The following is a 16139-nucleotide window of genomic DNA, read 5'->3' on the forward strand; positions in this document are numbered from 1 at the left end:
GGCTCGGCGGCCGGCACGGGCGGGCCCGGCGTGGCGGGCGCGGTGGGCACGGGCGTGGGCGTGGGCGTGGTGGGCGGGCCGGGCGGGCCCGGCGCGGCGGGACGTGCGGACATGCCGTCAGACTGCCCTGCCCGCAGGCCCGTCGGCCAGCGGATTTCAGACCTGGTCCTCCGCCAGCTCCGCGACCCCCGTGATCCGGTGGAGGGCGTACGTGCGCACCTCGTCCGCCGTGTGGTCGTAACCGGTGACGAAGCCGCCCTCCACCCGCACCGGGGCGATGACCCGCTGGCTCGCCGCCCCCTCCGCGTTCACGTACCCGATCCACACCGCCGAACCGGTCAGCGCCGCCGCCTGCACCGTCGCCAGCGTCTCCGCCGAGCTCGTGCGCGGGAGTTCACCCGGAGCCGGCACGTCACCGTCGCCCGAGGGGGCCGGTTCCTTGCGGACCGCCGTCGCCGCGAGGTCGCCCGCGCGGATCGCCCGTACCGCCGCGCCCAGCAGCGTGGCGTCCGGCACCGGCGGCCCGTCCGGGACCGGCACCGGCGCCGACCGCGCCGGGGTCCGGTGCGCGTCGGCCCGCGCCACCAGTACGTCGCCCGTACGGGACTCCGCGGCCGGGGCGTAGCCCATCGCCCGCAACCCCTCCAGCAGCGCCCCCGGTTCGGCCTGGGCCGCCAGCACGGTCGGCGCGAGGCGGCGCAGCCCCATCCCGGCCGACCGCTTGTCGGCCAGGATCTCGCCCAGCACGGCGTCGTCGTCGCAGCGCACGTACGAGGAGGCCGCCCCGACCCGCAGGTGCCCGTGTCGCCGGGCCACGTCGTCGATCAGGTACGCCAGCGGCTGGGGCACCGGGGTCCGGCTGTGCTCGGTGAGGAAGGCGTGCAGGTCCACGGCGGTGTGCCCGGCGTCCAGGGCCCGGCGCACCGACCCGGGCGTGAAGCGGTACACCGTCGCCCCGCCCTTGGACTCGACGTCGGCCAGGACCGCCAGGGTGTCGCCGAGCGGCCGCCGCAGCGGCCCCGGCGCGACCGCCGTCAGGTCGGCCTGGAGCAGGACGTGGTCCACCGGCTCCGGCAGCAGCGGGGACAGCAGCGGTGCCGGGTCCAGGCGGCGCAGCAGGGCCCGCCCGAAGACGCTGAGCGCGCCCCGGCCGGTGACGCCCAGGACCTCGGCCTCGGTCAGGGTCCAGTGCGCGAGCCGGGCCCGCAGGTCGCTCGCCCCGCGCACGGGCCGCTCCCACACGAGCCGGTCCAGGAGCGCGTCCGGGTCGGGGGAGCCGCCCTCGGGCAGGTCGGCCAGCAGGTCCAGGACCCGGCGGCGGACCTCGGGCGCGGCGGAGCGGTCCAGGTCGGGGCCGAGCGCGGACAGGGTGCGGCCCTTGGCGTCCTGCTCGCCGACCAGCCCGGCCGTACGGGTGGCGGGCAGCCAGGCCGAGGCCAGCGCCGACCACCGCTCGGCGGGCGGCAGCTCGCACCAGTCGTCGAAGGCGGGGGTGGGCGCGTATCGCTCGTCGGCCTCGCCGTCGCTGGCCAGCAGCCCGGCCGCGTAGGCCAGTTCCACCCAGAACGCCGCCGACGCCTCGGTGGTGTCCAGCGTGGACGCCGCCCGCTTGAGGTCGCGTACGGCGAGCCCGCCGGCCCGCAGCACCAGCGGCCCGGCGTGCTCCCAGGACTTCACCAGCTCCTCGACGGTCCCCAGCGCGGCCAGTGCCTGCCCGGCGGCGTTCGCGTCCACAAGCTGTGGACGGTGTTCCCGGTGCACGCCGACCTCCGGGGCCAGCGGCGCCGTCCGCCGGTGCGCGCGCCCGCCGCGCAGGTGCAGCGCCACCTCGCGGGGCAGCACCACCGTCCGGGCCGTCGCGGGCAGCAGCAGCCCCCGGTCGCGCAGCCAGCGCACCGGCGGCGTCGGGTTCGGGGTCACCTCCCCGTACGGCGGCCCCCACACGAGCCGCTCCAGCACCTGGTGGGCCTCGGCCGGGGCCTCGTCCAGCAGCGCCGACATCCGCTCGGGGTCGGTGAACAGCCCGGTCAGGGCCGTCACCGCCGACACCGGGTCATGGGTGGCGGGCAGCCCCGCCGCCGCGACGATCTCCTGGATCCGGGTCGGCGACATCCCGGCGGTGGCCTCGGCGACGGTGGGCCCCAGCCCGGTCGGCGAGGGCCGTTGCGCGGAGGGGGCCAGCAACTCGCGGGCGGTGCGGACCAGACGCAGCCGCTCCTCGTCGCCCCACACCAGGGCCTGGTCGCGCAAGGTGCCCAGGGCCCGGGGGAGGGCGGCGCGGGCGGCCTCGTCCTCGCCGCCGGTCAGCAGCGACTCCAGCACCGGGTACGGGCACGGGTCGGGCGCCACCGCGAGGGCCTCGGCCGTCTGCAGCGCGAACCGGTCCAGCCGGTCCAGGGCCCGCACCACCGACGCGCGGGTGCCGGCCCGGGTGGCCAGCTGGGTGACGTCGCCGGGCACCGGGTTCAGCAGGTCCGGGCGTGCGTGCAGCAGGGCGGCGAGCGCCACGTCGTCGCGGGCGCGCAGCGCCTCGGCGAGGGAGCGCGGGGGGTTCGCCGTAGCACTGCCGGTGCTTGCCTCGGGCACGGTGGTCGCCTCCTGGTCACGTCGGCCGGTCGTCGGCCGGTCCCCATCCGGTCAACGGTATCCGCTGTGCCGTCGGCTGCTCCATGGGCGCACGCGCTACCTTCCTGTCAGGCGGGACGTGAGGAGCCGGGGCGTGGGGATCGAGAGCGACCATCTGGTCTACGAATATCTGAGCCGGGTCGGGGACTTGGCGCAGCGCAGGCAGCTGTCGTCGGGCGACCGGATGCGGTTGGTGTCGGGGCTGCGGGACGAGATCGACCGTCGGCGCGCCAAGTACGAACCGGAGACGCCGGCGGCCGTGCGGCGGATCCTGGAGCGGATCGGCACGCCGGAGGAGGTCCTGGACACCCTGGGCGAGCTGTCCCGTCCCTCCCGCTCGCCCGCCCCGCCGCCTCCCTCCTCGGTGCCGTCGGTCCCCGCGGTCCCGGTGCAGCGCGGCGGCGGACTGCGGCGCAGGCAGGCGCCCCCGCCTGCGAAGGAGCCGCAGAACGTCCCGCCCCACCTCGCCGGACTCGACGAACTCGGCCCCGCCGACGGCGTCGAGCCCGACTGGTGGAGTTTCGCCCCGGGCGCGTCGGGGGCGGGGCCGCAGGTGGAGGGCTTCGCGGGCGGCATCGAGATCCCGGACCTCTTCAGGAAGCCGGAGAAGGAGGCGGAAGAGGAGCCGCCGGCCCCAGGGACGGCCCCCGGGACGGCCCCCGCGCCGGAGGGCTCCCCGGGCCGTCGGCTCGTGCGGTTCCTGCGGGAGCGGCACGAGCGGCGGAAGGCGGCGGCCGGGCCGGAGGAGGCCCCCGCCCCGGCGGCGGCCCGCCGGCGCCCGCACGTCTTCCTGCTGCTGGCGGCCGTGCTGCTCGTCGCCGGGACGATCACCGCGTACTGGCCCCTGCTCGGGGCCGGCGTGCTGCTGGCCTACGCGTCCCGGGTCCTCGGCCCCGCCGAGCGCAAGTGGGTCGTCCTCGGGCTGCCCGCGGCCGTCTTCACGGCCGGGATGCTGTGGGTGTGGGGCCGGGCCGCCGGCAACTGGGGCGAGGAGCTGCCGCGCGAACAGGTGGGCGCCGCGTTCCGCGACCTGTGGCCCGCCCTGGCCCGTACGGCGGGCATCACGACGGCCGCCTACCTGGCCTGGCGCTCCCGCCGCCGCTAGGCCGTCTCTTCCGGATCTTGCCTGGCCCGCGGCCCCCGGGTCCGGGCCATCGCCCCCGGACCGTCCGGGCAGTCCCGTCGGGGCCTTCGGGACCGCCCGGGTGGTCCCTGCCGTCGAGTCGGTCCTACGCGCCGTTGGAGTCTGCCTGGAGGAATCACCAGGCGCCGAGCCGACATTTCGCTAAATTTCATCGCGCGGCAAGAAGCGAACAAAGGGAGGTTCCCTGGGCTTTGCCGGGCCTCTGCAAAATGGGAACCATGACTTCCACCCCCCCAGAGACCACTGTCCCCGCGCAGCTGACCGTCGGCTTCGACCTCGACATGACCCTCATCGACTCCCGTCCCGGCATCAAGGCCGCCTACCAGGCCCTTTCCGCCGCCACCGGCAGGTTCATCGACGCCGACCAGGCGATCACCCGCCTCGGCCCGCCGCTGGAGGAGGAACTCGCGTACTGGTTCACGCCCGAGGAGATCCCGGAGATGACGGACCGCTACCGGCAGATGTACCCCTCGCACGCCATCGAGCCGACCCCGGCCATGCCCGGCGCCCGCGAGGCGATCAAGGCCGTCCAGGCGCTCGGCGGCCGCGCGATCGTCGTCACCGCCAAGAACACCCCCAACGCCATCCAGCACCTGGAACACCTCGGCATCGAACCCGACGCCGTCATCGGCTGGCTGTGGGCCGAGGCCAAGGCCGGCGCCCTGCGCGAGCACGGGGCCCAGATCTACGTGGGCGACCACGTCGGCGACGTCCGCGGCGCCCGCACCGCGGGAGCGCTCTCAGTGGCGGTTCCCACGGGCCCCTGTCCCGAAGCCGAACTGCGCGCCGCCGGCGCCGACGTGGTGCTGCCGGACCTCACCGCGCTGCCGCAGTGGCTCGCCGAGTACGTCGCCACCCGCGAGGTCTGAGCACCGTACGCGCCCTCAGGCGGCCTGGGACGCCCGGGCCGCCTTGCGCTGCGCGGCGGCCGAACGCAGCACGCCCGCCGCGGAGATGGCGAACCCGACGCCCATGAGCATGCACACGGCCCACGCGTACGACGGGAACGGATCGGTGCCGAGGAACAGCGGGGTCATCGTCACGAGGGTCGCCACGGCGCCGATGGCGAACACGATGCCGCCGGCCTTGACGAGGCCGTCGCCGGGCCGCGCGTCGTCGGGATGAGGAGTAACAGTCACCCCACCAGGGTAGTTCCCTGGCCGAAGCCGTGAAGAGGGAAGGACCGGGGAACGTCTTGTCACCCGTTTCCGGACCACTAGCCTGGAGGGGGCGGGTCGAAGGACCCGCTGCACTGCTATCCGGAGCCGCTCATCCCGGCCCACCGGACCCGACGAGCACAAGGACAGAGGACGGACGTGCCTACCGGCAAGGTCAAGTGGTTCAACAGCGAGAAGGGCTTCGGCTTTCTCTCCCGCGACGACGGCGGCGATGTCTTCGTCCACTCGTCGGTGCTTCCCGACGGGGTCGAGGCCCTCAAGCCCGGACAGCGCGTCGAGTTCGGAGTCGTCGCAGGACAGCGCGGTGACCAGGCACTTTCGGTGACGGTCCTGGATCCGGCACCCTCGGTCGCGGCCGCCCAGCGCCGCAAGCCCGACGAGCTCGCCTCGATCGTGCAGGACCTCACGACCCTGCTGGAGAACATCACTCCGATGCTGGAGCGCGGCCGCTACCCCGACAAGGTGCACGGCACGAAGATCGCCGGCCTGCTCCGCGCGGTGGCCGACCAGCTCGACGTCTGATCCCGTCGCGTCCGCGCGTGCCCCGCCGCTCCCCGGAGCCGCGGGGCACGCGCGCGTCCGGCGCCGGCCGTGCCGTTCCGCTACGGGAAGCGCAGCGCGTCCGGACCGATGGCCGGAACCAGCCCCTCGGCGGCGGCCCTGGTCAGCAGCCCGCGGACCGCCGCGTACCCGGCTTCGCCCAGGTCGGCGGTGAACTCGTTGACGTACAGACCGATGTGCTGGTCCGCGACCGCCGGGTCCAGCTCCTGCGCGTGCGCGCGGACGTACGGCCGTGACGCCTCCGGGTCCTCCCACGCCATCCGCACCGACGCCCGCGCCGACCCGGCCAGCGCGCGCAGCGTCTCGGCGCCCAGGGACCGCTTGGCGATGATCGCGCCGAGCGGGATCGGCAGACCGGTCGTGGACTCCCAGTGCTCACCCATGTCGGCCAGGCAGTGCAGCCCGTAGTCCTGGTAGGTGAACCGGGCCTCGTGGATGACCAGCCCGGCGTCCACCCGCCCGTCGCGCACCGCCGGCATGATCTCGTGGAACGGCAGCACGACCACCTCGCCGACCCCAGCCGGCAGCACGTCCGCCGCCCACAGCCGGAACAGCATGTACGCCGTCGAGCGCTCGCTCGGCACCGCGACGGTCTTCCCGCCCAGGTCCAGTCCGGGCTCGCGCGTCAGCACCAGCGGTCCGCAGCCCCGGCCCAGGGCGCCGCCGCAGGGCAGCAGCGCGTACTCCTCCAGCACCCACGGGAGCACCGCGTAGGACACCTTCAGCACGTCCAGCTCGCCGCGCTCGGCCATGCCGTTGGTGATGTCGATGTCGGCGAAGGTCACGTCGAGGGCGGGCGCGCCCGGGACCCGGCCGTGCGCCCAGGCGTCGAAGACGAAGGTGTCGTTCGGGCAGGGCGAGTAGGCGATCGCGATCGGCTCAACGGTGCTCATGGCGTTCTCCCCAGGAGACGAGTACGGGGCCCAGCGCGCGGAATCCGGCGGCGAGCGCGCCCAGCGCGTCCCCGATCCGCCAGGCGTCCCGGTCGCGCGGCCCGACGGCGTTGGACACGGCACGGACCTCCAGCACGGGCAGCCCGTACGCGGCGGCGGCCTCCGCCACCCCGAACCCCTCCATGGCCTCGGCCCCGGCCATCGGGTGGCGGGCCGCGAGCTCCGCGGCGCGGGAGGCGCTGCCGGTGACGGTGGACACGGTCAGCACGGGCGCGAGCAGCGCCCCGGTGGCCTCGGCGGCCCGGGCGGCGAGTTCGGCGGGCGGCAGGTGCACGCTCCGGCCGAAGCCGAGCGCGTCGACGGGGGCGAAACCGTCGGGGGTGCCCGCTCCCAGGTCGGCGGCGACGATCGCGTCGGCGACCACGAGGGAGCCGAGCGGGGCGGCGGGCACGAACCCGCCGCCGATGCCGGCGGAGATGACGAGGGAGTAGTCGGCCAGCGCGAGCGCGGTGGCCGTGGCGGCCGCGGCCGCGGCCGGGCCGACACCGCCGACGAGCACGTCGACGGCGGCGCCGGGCAGGTCACGGCGGGTGATGAGGTACCCGCCGCGCAGCGTGCGCGGCTCGGGGGTGACCGGGTCCGGATGAGGGGTCAGACCGGTGGCCACGGAGTCGGCCTCCGCGGCCACCGCGGTCACCACGAGCGCGCGCACGACGGTGCCCGGCTTACTTCAGCTTGAGCTTGAAGGACCAGACGGCGAGCGGCTTGCCGTCCTCGCCGACCTGGACCAGACCGAGCATCTTCGAGGCCGGAGCCTCGCCCTGGCCGCCGGTCGCGAAGACGTCGGCGCCCTGGAAGCTGCGGTAGGTGTTGCTGGACGGCTCGGTGATCGGCTGTCCGTCGAGGACCGCCTGCCACTTCTTGCCGTCCTCGACGACGGCGGGCTCGACGCCCAGGCGCAGCGTGTCGCCGCGGCCGTACTCGACGGTCTTCGCGTTCTTGAGGCCGGTGAGGCACTCCTGGACCTTGTCCATGGAGAGCTCCTTGCCGTCGCCGCGGCRCTCGGACTCGGCGGACACCGACGAGCTGCCGACGGTCACCGTCGCGAGCGGCGTCGGCTTGTCGCAGGCGGACAGGAGGAGGAGGCCGGCAGAGACGGCTCCGAGGGCCGCGACGCTGCGGCGGGCCCTACCCGGGAAAAGCGGTGCGGTCATGAGCCGAAGGCTATCGGGCCACCGGCCCGCGCCGCCGCACGGGGGGTCTTCGGCCMCGCCGCGGCCCCGGCCGGGCGGTACGGGACCACGCGGCTTCGGCCCCGCCGCGGCCCCGGCCGGGCGGTACGGGACCACACGTGCGGAGCCGCCCCCACCCCTCGGGGGCCTTTGCCCCGGCCCCGCGCCGGCCCCGCGCGCGGGAGCGATTCGTGTGCGGCGCCGTGGCCGGAGGCGGGCCCCCGGACCCCCGCGCCTCACCCGCCCGGCGGGGCCGGTCCCGCCGGGCGGGCGCTACGCCACGCGGGGGCGGGCGGAGCCCGGAGGGTGGGGGCGCGGAGTCGCCAGGAGGCCTCGGAGGGCCATGACCGTGCCCGCGGCCACCATCGTCGCGGCGACCGCCATCCCCAGCACCCCGTTCAACGGCAGCACGATCCCGATCCCGCCGCCCAGCACCCACGCCACCTGCAGCGCCGTCTCCGAGCGCGCGAACGCCGACGTCCGCACCGCCTCCGGCACGTCGCGCTGGATCATCGCGTCCAGCGACAGTTTCGCCAGCGCCTGGCAGAACCCCGCCGTGCCGGCGAGCACCGCCATGAGCAGCCCGCTGAACAGCACCGCCGCCAGCACCGCCACCGTGAGCGTCACCGACAGCACCGCCGCGATGATGGCCTCCGGGGCCCGGGCCCGCAGCCACGCGCCCACGGCCGTCCCCGCCGCGTTGCCCACTCCCGCCGACACGCCGACGATCCCGAGCGACACCGCCGCGCTCTGCCCCGCCAGGGGGTGCTCGCGCAGCAGGAACGCCAGGAAGAAGATCAAGAACCCCGACAGGGCGCGCATCGCCGCGTTCGCCAGCAGCCCGCACAGCACCGGCCGGCTGACCGTCCGCAGCCCCGGACGCTTCGAGTGCGCCTCGTGGGTGGACAGCCGTGCCCGCCGTTCCCCCTTCGCCTCGTCCACCTTGTGCGGCAGCTGGAACGCCGCGAAGGTCCCCCACACGAAGATCGCGCAGGCCCCGTACAGCGGCCACGGCGGCCCGATCGTGTGCAGCCCGGCGGCCACCGGCGCGGCGGCGCCCGTCGCGAGCAGGCCGGCGAGCGTGACCCGGGAGTTCGCCTTGACGAGTGAGAACTTCGGCGGCAGCAGCCGCGGCACCACGGCGCTGCGCACGACCCCGTACGCCTTCGACGCGACGAGCACCCCCAGCGCCGCCGGGTACAGCTCCAGGCCGCCGGTGGCCACCGCGCCGGACATCATCACCGCCAGCAGGGCCCGCGCCAGCATCGCGCACGCCATCGCCGCCCGCCGTCCGTGCGGCAGCCGGTCCAGCAGCGGCCCGATCACGGGGGCCAGCAGGGTGAAAGGGGCCATGGTGATGGCCAGGTACAGGGCCACCCGGCCGCGCGCCTCGTCCGTGGGAACGGAGAAGAACACCGTGGAGGCCAGCGCGACTGTGATCATCACATCGCCGGCGCCGTTGATGGCGTGCAGTTCGATCAGCCGGCCGAGGCCCGATTCACCCGCCCCGTGGGCGTGCGTGACGCGCCGGATTCCGCGCGCCGTACCGGTGAGGGGGAGGTGCAGGGCACGCCCGACGGCCCGGCCGGCCCGTCTGGCCGGTCCCGAGCCGTCGACGGACGACCGTACGGGTGCCACGTGGCCATAGTGCCCCACTCGGCCCTCCCGAAGCCGCCCCGGCGCGTCGCGGGYCACCGGGATGTCCGCGAATCGGACCTCGCATGTGGGCCGAAGGCTTCGGAGGAGGTAGCGTGCGTAGCGCGCCACCGGCGGTTGCTCTTGGCCGCGCGCCTCTTCGCGATCCCGCAGAATGGATCGCAGTGGGGTGCGCCCGAGGCCGATCGGGCGCGGACGTCGACGCGGCCCTCTGGTCCGCTCCGCCCGCGCTACGTACGGACGAGACCGACGGGTCGTTGTGGACGACAGTACGGACGGCGCACTCGTGAGACGGCGTAGGAGAGAACGAGACCTGTGAGTGCTGCGACGACGACGCGAAGCCGTACCCCGCGTACCCCTGACCGCCTCTGCGTCGAGGCGGTAGAACTCGCCCGTGCGGCGGCCGAGGAGGCCGCCTTCCCCGGCGGGGTGGGCGAGCACGTCTCCGCCGTCGCGGAGGGCGACCGGGTCGTCACGCACTTCTTCGAGTGCGAGGAACCGGGCTACCGCGGCTGGCGCTGGGCCGTCACCGTGACCCGTGCCTCCCGCGCGAAGAACGTCACCCTCAACGAAACGGTGCTGCTGCCGGGCGAGGACGCCCTGCAGGCACCCGAGTGGGTGCCGTGGAGCGAGCGGCTGCGGCCGGGGGACATGGGCCCCGGCGACCTGCTCCCCACGGACGCGGACGACCTGCGGCTGGAGCAGGGCTACTCGGGCGAGGACGCCCCGCCGCCGAACGCGGTGGTCTCCACCGAGATGGCCGAACTGGTCGAGGCCGAGGACGCCGACGTCACCGACCGGGTGGTCGTCCCCGCGCGCGGCTCCATCACGGCCGTCGCCGAGGAACTGGGCATGCGGCGGGCACGGGTGCTCTCGCGCTACGGGCTGCACAGCGCGGCCGACCGCTGGGACGAGTCCTTCGGCGCGAAGACCCCGATGGCGCAGGCGGCGCCCGCGTCGTGCGTCTCCTGCGGCTTCCTCGTCGCGATCGGCGGCTCGCTGGGCCAGGCCTTCGGGGTCTGCGCGAACGAGTTCGGACCGGCCGACGGCCGGCTGGTGTCCCTCTCCTACGGGTGCGGGGGCCATTCGGAGGCCGCCGTCATGCCGAAGCCGCTCCGGCCGGCGCCGCCGGTGCTCGACTCGATGGCGACGGACGAGTTCCCGCTGCGGCCCGCCGCGGGCACCGGCTCGGTCCCGGAGGCGGACCTCCCGTCCGCCGACCTCGGCCACTCCTGACCGTCCCCCCGGACACGTTCCCCGCGTACGCTCGGGGAATGGGGGAGACGGACGCTGACATGGTGGGGATGACCGGTCGGGTGACGGGGACCGTCGGGCCGGGCCTGGTCGGGGAGGTCATCGTGCGGATCCGGGGCGGGGCCGAGCACTTCCTCGCCCACCCGGCCCCGGGCGAGGGCGTACTGACGGTCGGAACCCTCGTGACGGTCGTCGAGCACCTTCCGCCGCGCACGGTCTACGTGATGGCCGCCTATCCGGCCGGCTGAGCGCGGTACAGCTCCCGCGCGCGGGCGGTGTCGACGGGGCCGTCCAGCGACAGGAAGTGCTCCAGCTGCCAGGCCTGCGTACGCTCCGCCTGCCGGCTGGTGGTGGTCACCCACGGCGGATAGACCCGGAAGGCCCGCTTGCCCCCGGCGCCGTCCACCGAGACGATGCCCCGGCGGCGGAGCACGCCGAGGGGCAGGACGAACTGGCCGAAGCCGTCGCCGTCCCGGCTGCTGACGACGAAGAGGTCGACCGGGTCCGACACGTCGAAGGGCGCGATGGGTCCGCCGCCCGGGGACCTCTTCCACACGGTGACGAACTGGCCCGCCTTGGTCGGCGTCGTCCTGGCCGACCGGAAGCGGACGGCGAGGCCGTCCAGGGTGAACGCGCACGCGTCGTACGCGGCGCTCTCGGCCTCGGGGACCGGCGGCGAGCAGTCGAACCCGCAGGGACCGTAGACGCGCTCACGCGCTGCGAGCAGGTCAGCGGGGGGCCAGGAAGGGTGCGCCGTCATCCGCCCACCCTGTCATGTCCACCGTCCGGTCCGGTCCGCGGCACCCGTGCGTATCAAGATGGCGACAAGAACGATCCCGCCACTTCTCCGGCGGCCCCACCAGGCGCAGACTCGCCCTCGTCGGTGTCGAACGGCACCGCGATAAGGGGGCGTTGCCGATGGCTATCGGCGTCGTGGCGGGAATCGTACTCGCCGCAATCATTGCTTTGATCGGCCTGTTCAAGCTCATGTGGCGGGTGGCCGAACCGAACGAGGCACTCGTCATCTCCGGCTCCACGCACAAGACCGAGGGCATCGGCGAGGGCATGGGGTTCCGGATCGTCACCGGGCGCGGAACGCTGGTGCTGCCCGGGGTGCAGGCGGTCCGCAAGCTCTCGCTGGATCTGAACGAGACCCAGCTGAACGTGGACTGCGTCACCCACCAGGGCATCCCCCTGAGGGTGAAGGGCGTCGTGATCTTCAAGATCGGCGACGACATGGTGTCCATCGCCAATGCCGCGCGCCGGTTCCTGGACCAGCAGAAGATGATGCCGGAGCGGGTGCACATCGTCTTCGCGGGCCATCTGCGGTCCATCGTCGGTGGCCTGACGGTCGAGGACATGATCCGTGACCGCGAGAAGCTGACCGGGCAGACGCGGGCGGCCTGCGGGACCGAGATGGAGAAGCTGGGTCTGATCGTGGACTCGCTGCAGATCCACGAGATCGAGGACCCGACCGGCTACATCAAGAACCTGGCCATGCCGCACGCGGCCGCCGTGCAGCGGGACGCGCGCATCGCGCAGGCCGAGGCGAACCGGCTGGCGACCGAGGCCGAGCAGACGGCCTTCGCGCGGATGGCGGAGGCCACCCGCGACAGCGAGATCCTCCAGGCCGGCTACCAGGCCGAGCGGGACAAGGCCGCGGCCACCGCCCGCCAGGCGGGCCCGCTGTCGGAGGCCGCGGCCAAGCAGGAGGTCGTCGTCCAGGAGACCCGGGTCGCCGAGCTGGAGGCGCACCGGCGCGAGCAGCAGCTCCAGGCCGACGTGCGCAAGCCCGCGGACGCGGCGGCGTACCAGACGAGGACCCTCGCCGAGGCGGAGCGCGACGCCCGCATCTCGGCGGCGCAGGCCAAGGCGAAGGAGACGGAGCTGGCGGCGGCCGCCGAGGCGACCCGGGTGCGGACGGCCGCGTCCGCGGAGGCCCAGGCCACCGAGGCGCGCGGGCTCGCGGCGGCGACGGCGACACGGGCGAGCGGTGAGGCGGAGGCGGCGGCCACCCAGGCCAAGGGCCTCGCGGCGGCCGAGTCGGCGCGGGCGAACGGTCTGGCGGCGGCGGAGGCGGCGAAGGCGAAGGGTCTCGCCGAGGCCGAGGCGATCAAGGCGCGGGCCGCCGCGCTGGCGGAGAACCAGGAGGCGGTGGTCGCGCAGCAGCTCGCCGAGAACTGGCCGGCGATCGTCGAGGCGGGCGCGGGAGCGTTCGGGAACGTCGAGCACATGGTGCTGCTCAACGGGGCCGAGGGGATGTCCGAGATGTTCGCGAAGGCCCTCACGATGGGCGGAGCGGGCCTGGGCATGGCCCGGCAGATGCTGGCCTCGATGGCCCAGCCGTCGCCGGAGCCCCGGCAGGCGCCGGAAGCCCCGCAAGCCCCTGCCGTCACCCCCGTGAACGGCAAGGGCCCGCACCAGCAGATCCCGATCGACGACCGGGCCTGAGCCCGGCCCGGCCGGGGGCCGCGATGCCCGGGGCCCGTGGGGCCCGGCGGGCGGCCCCTGCCGGGTTGCCCCGGCGGTGGCCGGAAATCGAGCTTAGGGCGTGGCCGGGCTCCGGCCCGTGCGCTGCGCGCAAGGATCGTTGACCTTGCGCGCAACGCCTCCTGCCCGAGCGGCCGCCGGCCCCGTCACGGCAGCCGTCCGGCCGGGCCGGTCCGGCGTAGTTCCGACGGGCTGGTCCCGTAGGCCTGTCGGAACGCCCGGCTGAAGACGGCCGCGCTGGTGAACCCCCAGCGGGCGGCGATCGCGTGGACGGGCCGTCCGGCCAGCGCGGGCCGCAGCAGGTCGGCGCGGCAGCCCGCCAGCCGGCGGCGCCGGATGGAGGCGGCGACCCCCTCCGGCCGCCCCTGGAACAGCAGGTGCAGGCGGCGCAGCGAGATGTGGTGGCGGGCGGCGACCATCCCGGGGGTGAGCTCCGGGTCGCCGAGGTTGTGCTCGATGAAGGCGTCGATCTGCCGCAGCAGCACCTCCTCGCGGGCTTCGGCGGGGAGGCCGTCGTACACGTCGAGGCGTTCGGCGAGGCAGGCCGCCGCGAGGCCCAGGGCGGCGGTGCCCAGGTGGGCCAGCTCCCGCTCCCCGCAGCCTTCCGCGTGGGCGTCCACCGAGCCGAGGAACCGGGCCAGGACCGCGCCCGTGCCCCGGCCCGCCGGGATCCGCTGGGCGAGCAGCCGGTCCACCCGGTCGGGGCGCAGCGGCAGCGCGGTGCGGGGGATCTGCAGGACGACGGCGCGGACCAGGGCGTCGTCCGCGCCGGGGGCGCCCGCCTCGTAGGGGTGGGAGGTGCCCCACAGCACCAGGTCGCCGTCGACCGGCCCCGGGTCGGCCCGGTGCGGGGCGATCCGCAGGGGGCCGCCGGTGACCAGGGCCAGCTGGTACTGCTCGGGGTCGCCCCGGCGGATGTGGCCCGGGGTGCGGCGCGAGCGCAGCGGGGCGCAGTCGAAGGTGGAGACCCGGACGGGGCCCAGGTCCAGAACGGCGGCGTCGGCGCGGAAGCCGCCGGGGTCCACGCAGCGGATCGCGGTCGGCGCGAGGGAGCGCGCCACGGCGTCCGGGAACCAGTCGAACCTGTCCCGCGGCGCCACGGCGGCCGAGGACATCGCCGCTCTCATTTTCCGGTACCCCTCCCACCACGCCACGGCGGCCATGAACATGACCAGTCCCGTTCCGTGGGCAGGGACGCGGCCCGACACCCGCCGGTTCCCCGCGCGTTCAGCTGCCGGACCGCCGCCTGAACAGCCGCTTTCCCCCGACGACCAGGGCCGTGGCGGCCGCCAGCACGAGCACGCCCTTGCCGTAGCCGCCGCCCTGGCCGCCGGCCGGCCCGCCGTCCGCCCGGTTCCCGTTCCCGCCGCCCGCCGCACCGGAGGGAGCCGGACCGGAGGCGGAGGGACCGCCCCCGGCGGCAGGTCCGGGCGGGACCACCGCAACGGCCACCACCCTGCTGTTCGCGCCCTCCGCCCCGAACATCAGCGTCTTYCCGTCCGGGGTGTACGTCACCGACTCCGCCTGCCCCTGCCACGGCGCGTCCACCCGCTCGCCCCCGCCCTCGGGCCGGCCGTCCTTCCACGGGTAGGTACGGGCCGTGAAGTAGCCGCGCAGCGTCAGCCGCCCGCCGTCCGGCGAGAACGCCCCGTCCGTCACCCACGGCACGTCCGCGATCCGCCGGAAGACGTTGGGCCCGTCCGCCGACAGCCGCTCCGGGCCCTCGTACAGGCCGCCCCGCTGCTCGTTCTTGCTGGCGATGTACGCCCGGCCCGTCACCGGATGCACCATCAGGGCCTCCGCGTTGCGAGGCCCGTCGGCGTAGGTCACCGTGAACTGCTCGGCCTTGACGGTGGTGTCGCGCAGCTCCTTCGGCTCCGGGAAGCGGTAGATCCACACGTGGTCCCAGGTGCCGTCCCGGTTGTCCCCGATGTCCCCGACGTACAACTGCCCGTCGGGGCCGAGCGAGATGGCCTCGACGTCACGGGGGGTCCCGATGCCGCTCATCGTCACCCGGGCCACGGTCCGGCCCGTCGCCGAGTCCACCGCGTACACGTACGGGCCGTCGTCGCTGTCGTTGTGCGTCCAGTAGACGCCGGGGTGGATCCGGCTCGCCGCCAGTCCGCTCGACTCCGTGATCCGCGGATCGGTGATGGTGAACCCGGACGCGCCGGGCCGGTCGTCCGCCGGGGCCGCCACGGCCGGGGTGGCGGCCCCCGCCGGCAGGGCCGCGCACAGGAGGGCGGCCGCAGCGGCGGCGACGGAGGGAAGGGCGGTCCGTACGGGCAACAGGCGCATTCCCCCAGCCTGCCAGCCCGCCAGGCGTGTCCGGCATCACAGGAGTACCTGTCGCGTGATCCGCGATGATGACCGGATGCGTTTCATGTTCGTCGGCGACTCCATGACCATCGGACGCGCCGGCGACTACACCTGGCGCTACCGGATGTGGCAGCACCTGGCCGCCACCCTGGACGGCCCCTTCGAGATCGTCGGCCCGCGCACCGCGCTCTACGACGCCGCCACCGGCGCGGGCACCAGTCACGCCTACGCCGCCCCCGGCTTCCCCGCCGGCGCCCGCCGCCACCTCGCCGGCTGGGGCGAGGGCTGGCAGCACATGGCCCCGCTCATCGGCCCCGCCGCCCACGAGGGCCGCGCCGACGTCCTGCTCGTCTCCCTCGGCCTGATCGACCTCGGCTTCTACACCAAGGCCGAGCAGACCGCGGCCAACGTGCGCCTCTTCGTCGACGCGGCGCGCCGGGCGCGTCCCGGGATCCGCATGGTGTTCCTGCCCGTCATCCCGAACGTCCGCGCCCAGGAGGACCCGCCCTTCGCGGCGGAGGTCACCCGGTTCAACGAACTGCTCGCCAAGGCGGTCGCCGACCTCACCACCGACGCCTCGCCGGTCCTGCTGGCCGCGCGCCCGCAGGCGTACGAGATCGCCCACGACACCTACGACGGCACTCACCCCAACGCCTCCGGAGAACACCGCCTGGCGGGCGAGTTCGCGGCCGTCCTGCACCAGGCCTGGGGCATCGGCGGCCCCTACCGCCCCGCCTGCGAGCCGTAACACGCCGACAGCGGCGGGGTCTTGCCTGGAGTGGACTCG

Annotated in this window: 16 protein-coding genes; 7 read left to right on the forward strand and 9 right to left on the reverse strand. The window is 75.2% G+C overall.

Annotation, left to right across the window (positions count from 1 at the left end):
- Positions 1 to 156: 156 nt before the first annotated feature.
- Entirely contained in the window at positions 157 to 2586 is a 2430-nt protein-coding gene (locus AB4039_RS24505) for a helicase C-terminal domain-containing protein (protein ID WP_266840755.1), read from the reverse strand.
- 133 nt (positions 2587 to 2719) lie between these two features.
- Between AB4039_RS24505 and AB4039_RS24510 the strand changes: the two genes are divergently transcribed.
- On the forward strand, positions 2720 to 3730 hold the full coding sequence (locus AB4039_RS24510; protein WP_266840757.1) for a hypothetical protein: 1011 nt from the start codon (positions 2720 to 2722) through the stop codon (positions 3728 to 3730).
- A 257-nt stretch (positions 3731 to 3987) separates the two neighbouring features.
- The gene (locus tag AB4039_RS24515; RefSeq protein WP_266840759.1) at positions 3988 to 4638 is read left to right on the forward strand and encodes an HAD family hydrolase; all 651 of its coding nucleotides are present in this window, start codon (positions 3988 to 3990) and stop codon (positions 4636 to 4638) included.
- Between the two features lie 15 nt (positions 4639 to 4653).
- On the opposite strand, the gene AB4039_RS24520 is transcribed toward AB4039_RS24515, so the two are convergent.
- On the reverse strand, positions 4654 to 4908 hold the full coding sequence (locus AB4039_RS24520; RefSeq protein WP_266840761.1) for a hypothetical protein: 255 nt from the start codon (positions 4906 to 4908) through the stop codon (positions 4654 to 4656).
- Positions 4909 to 5085: 177 nt separating this feature from the next.
- Here AB4039_RS24520 and AB4039_RS24525 point away from each other — a divergent pair, with 177 nt between their 5' ends.
- The gene (locus tag AB4039_RS24525) at positions 5086 to 5469 is read left to right on the forward strand and encodes a cold-shock protein (protein WP_356212774.1); all 384 of its coding nucleotides are present in this window, start codon (positions 5086 to 5088) and stop codon (positions 5467 to 5469) included.
- Between the two features lie 80 nt (positions 5470 to 5549).
- Here AB4039_RS24525 and AB4039_RS24530 read toward each other — a convergent pair whose 3' ends face one another.
- From AB4039_RS24530 to AB4039_RS24545, 4 genes are all read right to left on the reverse strand, one after another.
- Positions 5550 to 6401, reverse strand: a complete 852-nt coding sequence (locus tag AB4039_RS24530) for a 1,4-dihydroxy-6-naphthoate synthase (protein WP_442271830.1) — start codon at positions 6399 to 6401, stop codon at positions 5550 to 5552.
- Entirely contained in the window at positions 6388 to 7113 is a 726-nt protein-coding gene (locus AB4039_RS24535; protein WP_442271831.1) for a futalosine hydrolase, read from the reverse strand. Before AB4039_RS24535 ends, AB4039_RS24530 begins: the two co-directional genes overlap by 14 nt.
- Before the next feature lie 13 nt (positions 7114 to 7126).
- Positions 7127 to 7615 (reverse strand): DUF2771 domain-containing protein, encoded by a 489-nt coding sequence (locus tag AB4039_RS24540; protein ID WP_442271832.1) that lies wholly within the window; start codon positions 7613 to 7615, stop codon positions 7127 to 7129.
- A gap of 291 nt (positions 7616 to 7906) precedes the next feature.
- Positions 7907 to 9289, reverse strand: coding sequence for an MFS transporter (locus AB4039_RS24545; RefSeq protein ID WP_266840767.1), 1383 nt, complete (start codon positions 9287 to 9289; stop codon positions 7907 to 7909).
- Between the two features lie 315 nt (positions 9290 to 9604).
- Between AB4039_RS24545 and AB4039_RS24550 the strand changes: the two genes are divergently transcribed.
- Entirely contained in the window at positions 9605 to 10525 is a 921-nt protein-coding gene (locus AB4039_RS24550; RefSeq protein WP_266840768.1) for a DUF3027 domain-containing protein, read from the forward strand.
- A 38-nt stretch (positions 10526 to 10563) separates the two neighbouring features.
- Positions 10564 to 10791 (forward strand): hypothetical protein, encoded by a 228-nt coding sequence (locus AB4039_RS24555; RefSeq protein WP_266840769.1) that lies wholly within the window; start codon positions 10564 to 10566, stop codon positions 10789 to 10791.
- On the opposite strand, the gene AB4039_RS24560 is transcribed toward AB4039_RS24555, so the two are convergent.
- Positions 10776 to 11303, reverse strand: a complete 528-nt coding sequence (locus tag AB4039_RS24560) for a MepB family protein (RefSeq protein ID WP_266840770.1) — start codon at positions 11301 to 11303, stop codon at positions 10776 to 10778. The two genes, AB4039_RS24555 and AB4039_RS24560, sit on opposite strands and share 16 nt — an antisense overlap.
- Positions 11304 to 11461: 158 nt before the next feature.
- On the opposite strand from AB4039_RS24560, the gene AB4039_RS24565 reads away from it, so the two are divergent.
- Positions 11462 to 12994, forward strand: coding sequence for an SPFH domain-containing protein (locus tag AB4039_RS24565; protein WP_266840772.1), 1533 nt, complete (start codon positions 11462 to 11464; stop codon positions 12992 to 12994).
- Positions 12995 to 13179: 185 nt separating this feature from the next.
- On the opposite strand, the gene AB4039_RS24570 is transcribed toward AB4039_RS24565, so the two are convergent.
- A complete protein-coding gene (locus AB4039_RS24570; protein ID WP_266840774.1) occupies positions 13180 to 14148 on the reverse strand; it encodes a helix-turn-helix domain-containing protein in 969 nt (322 codons plus the stop codon).
- 112 nt (positions 14149 to 14260) lie between these two features.
- Entirely contained in the window at positions 14261 to 15331 is a 1071-nt protein-coding gene (locus tag AB4039_RS24575) for a WD40 repeat domain-containing protein (protein ID WP_266840776.1), read from the reverse strand.
- A 76-nt stretch (positions 15332 to 15407) separates the two neighbouring features.
- Between AB4039_RS24575 and AB4039_RS24580 the strand changes: the two genes are divergently transcribed.
- Complete coding sequence (locus tag AB4039_RS24580) at positions 15408 to 16100, forward strand: GDSL-type esterase/lipase family protein (RefSeq protein ID WP_266841796.1); 693 nt, start codon at positions 15408 to 15410, stop codon at positions 16098 to 16100.
- Positions 16101 to 16139: the final 39 nt, after the last annotated feature.

Source organism: Streptomyces sp. M-16 (assembly GCF_052114405.1).
In the GTDB taxonomy this organism is placed as follows: Bacteria; Actinomycetota; Actinomycetes; order Streptomycetales; family Streptomycetaceae; genus Streptomyces.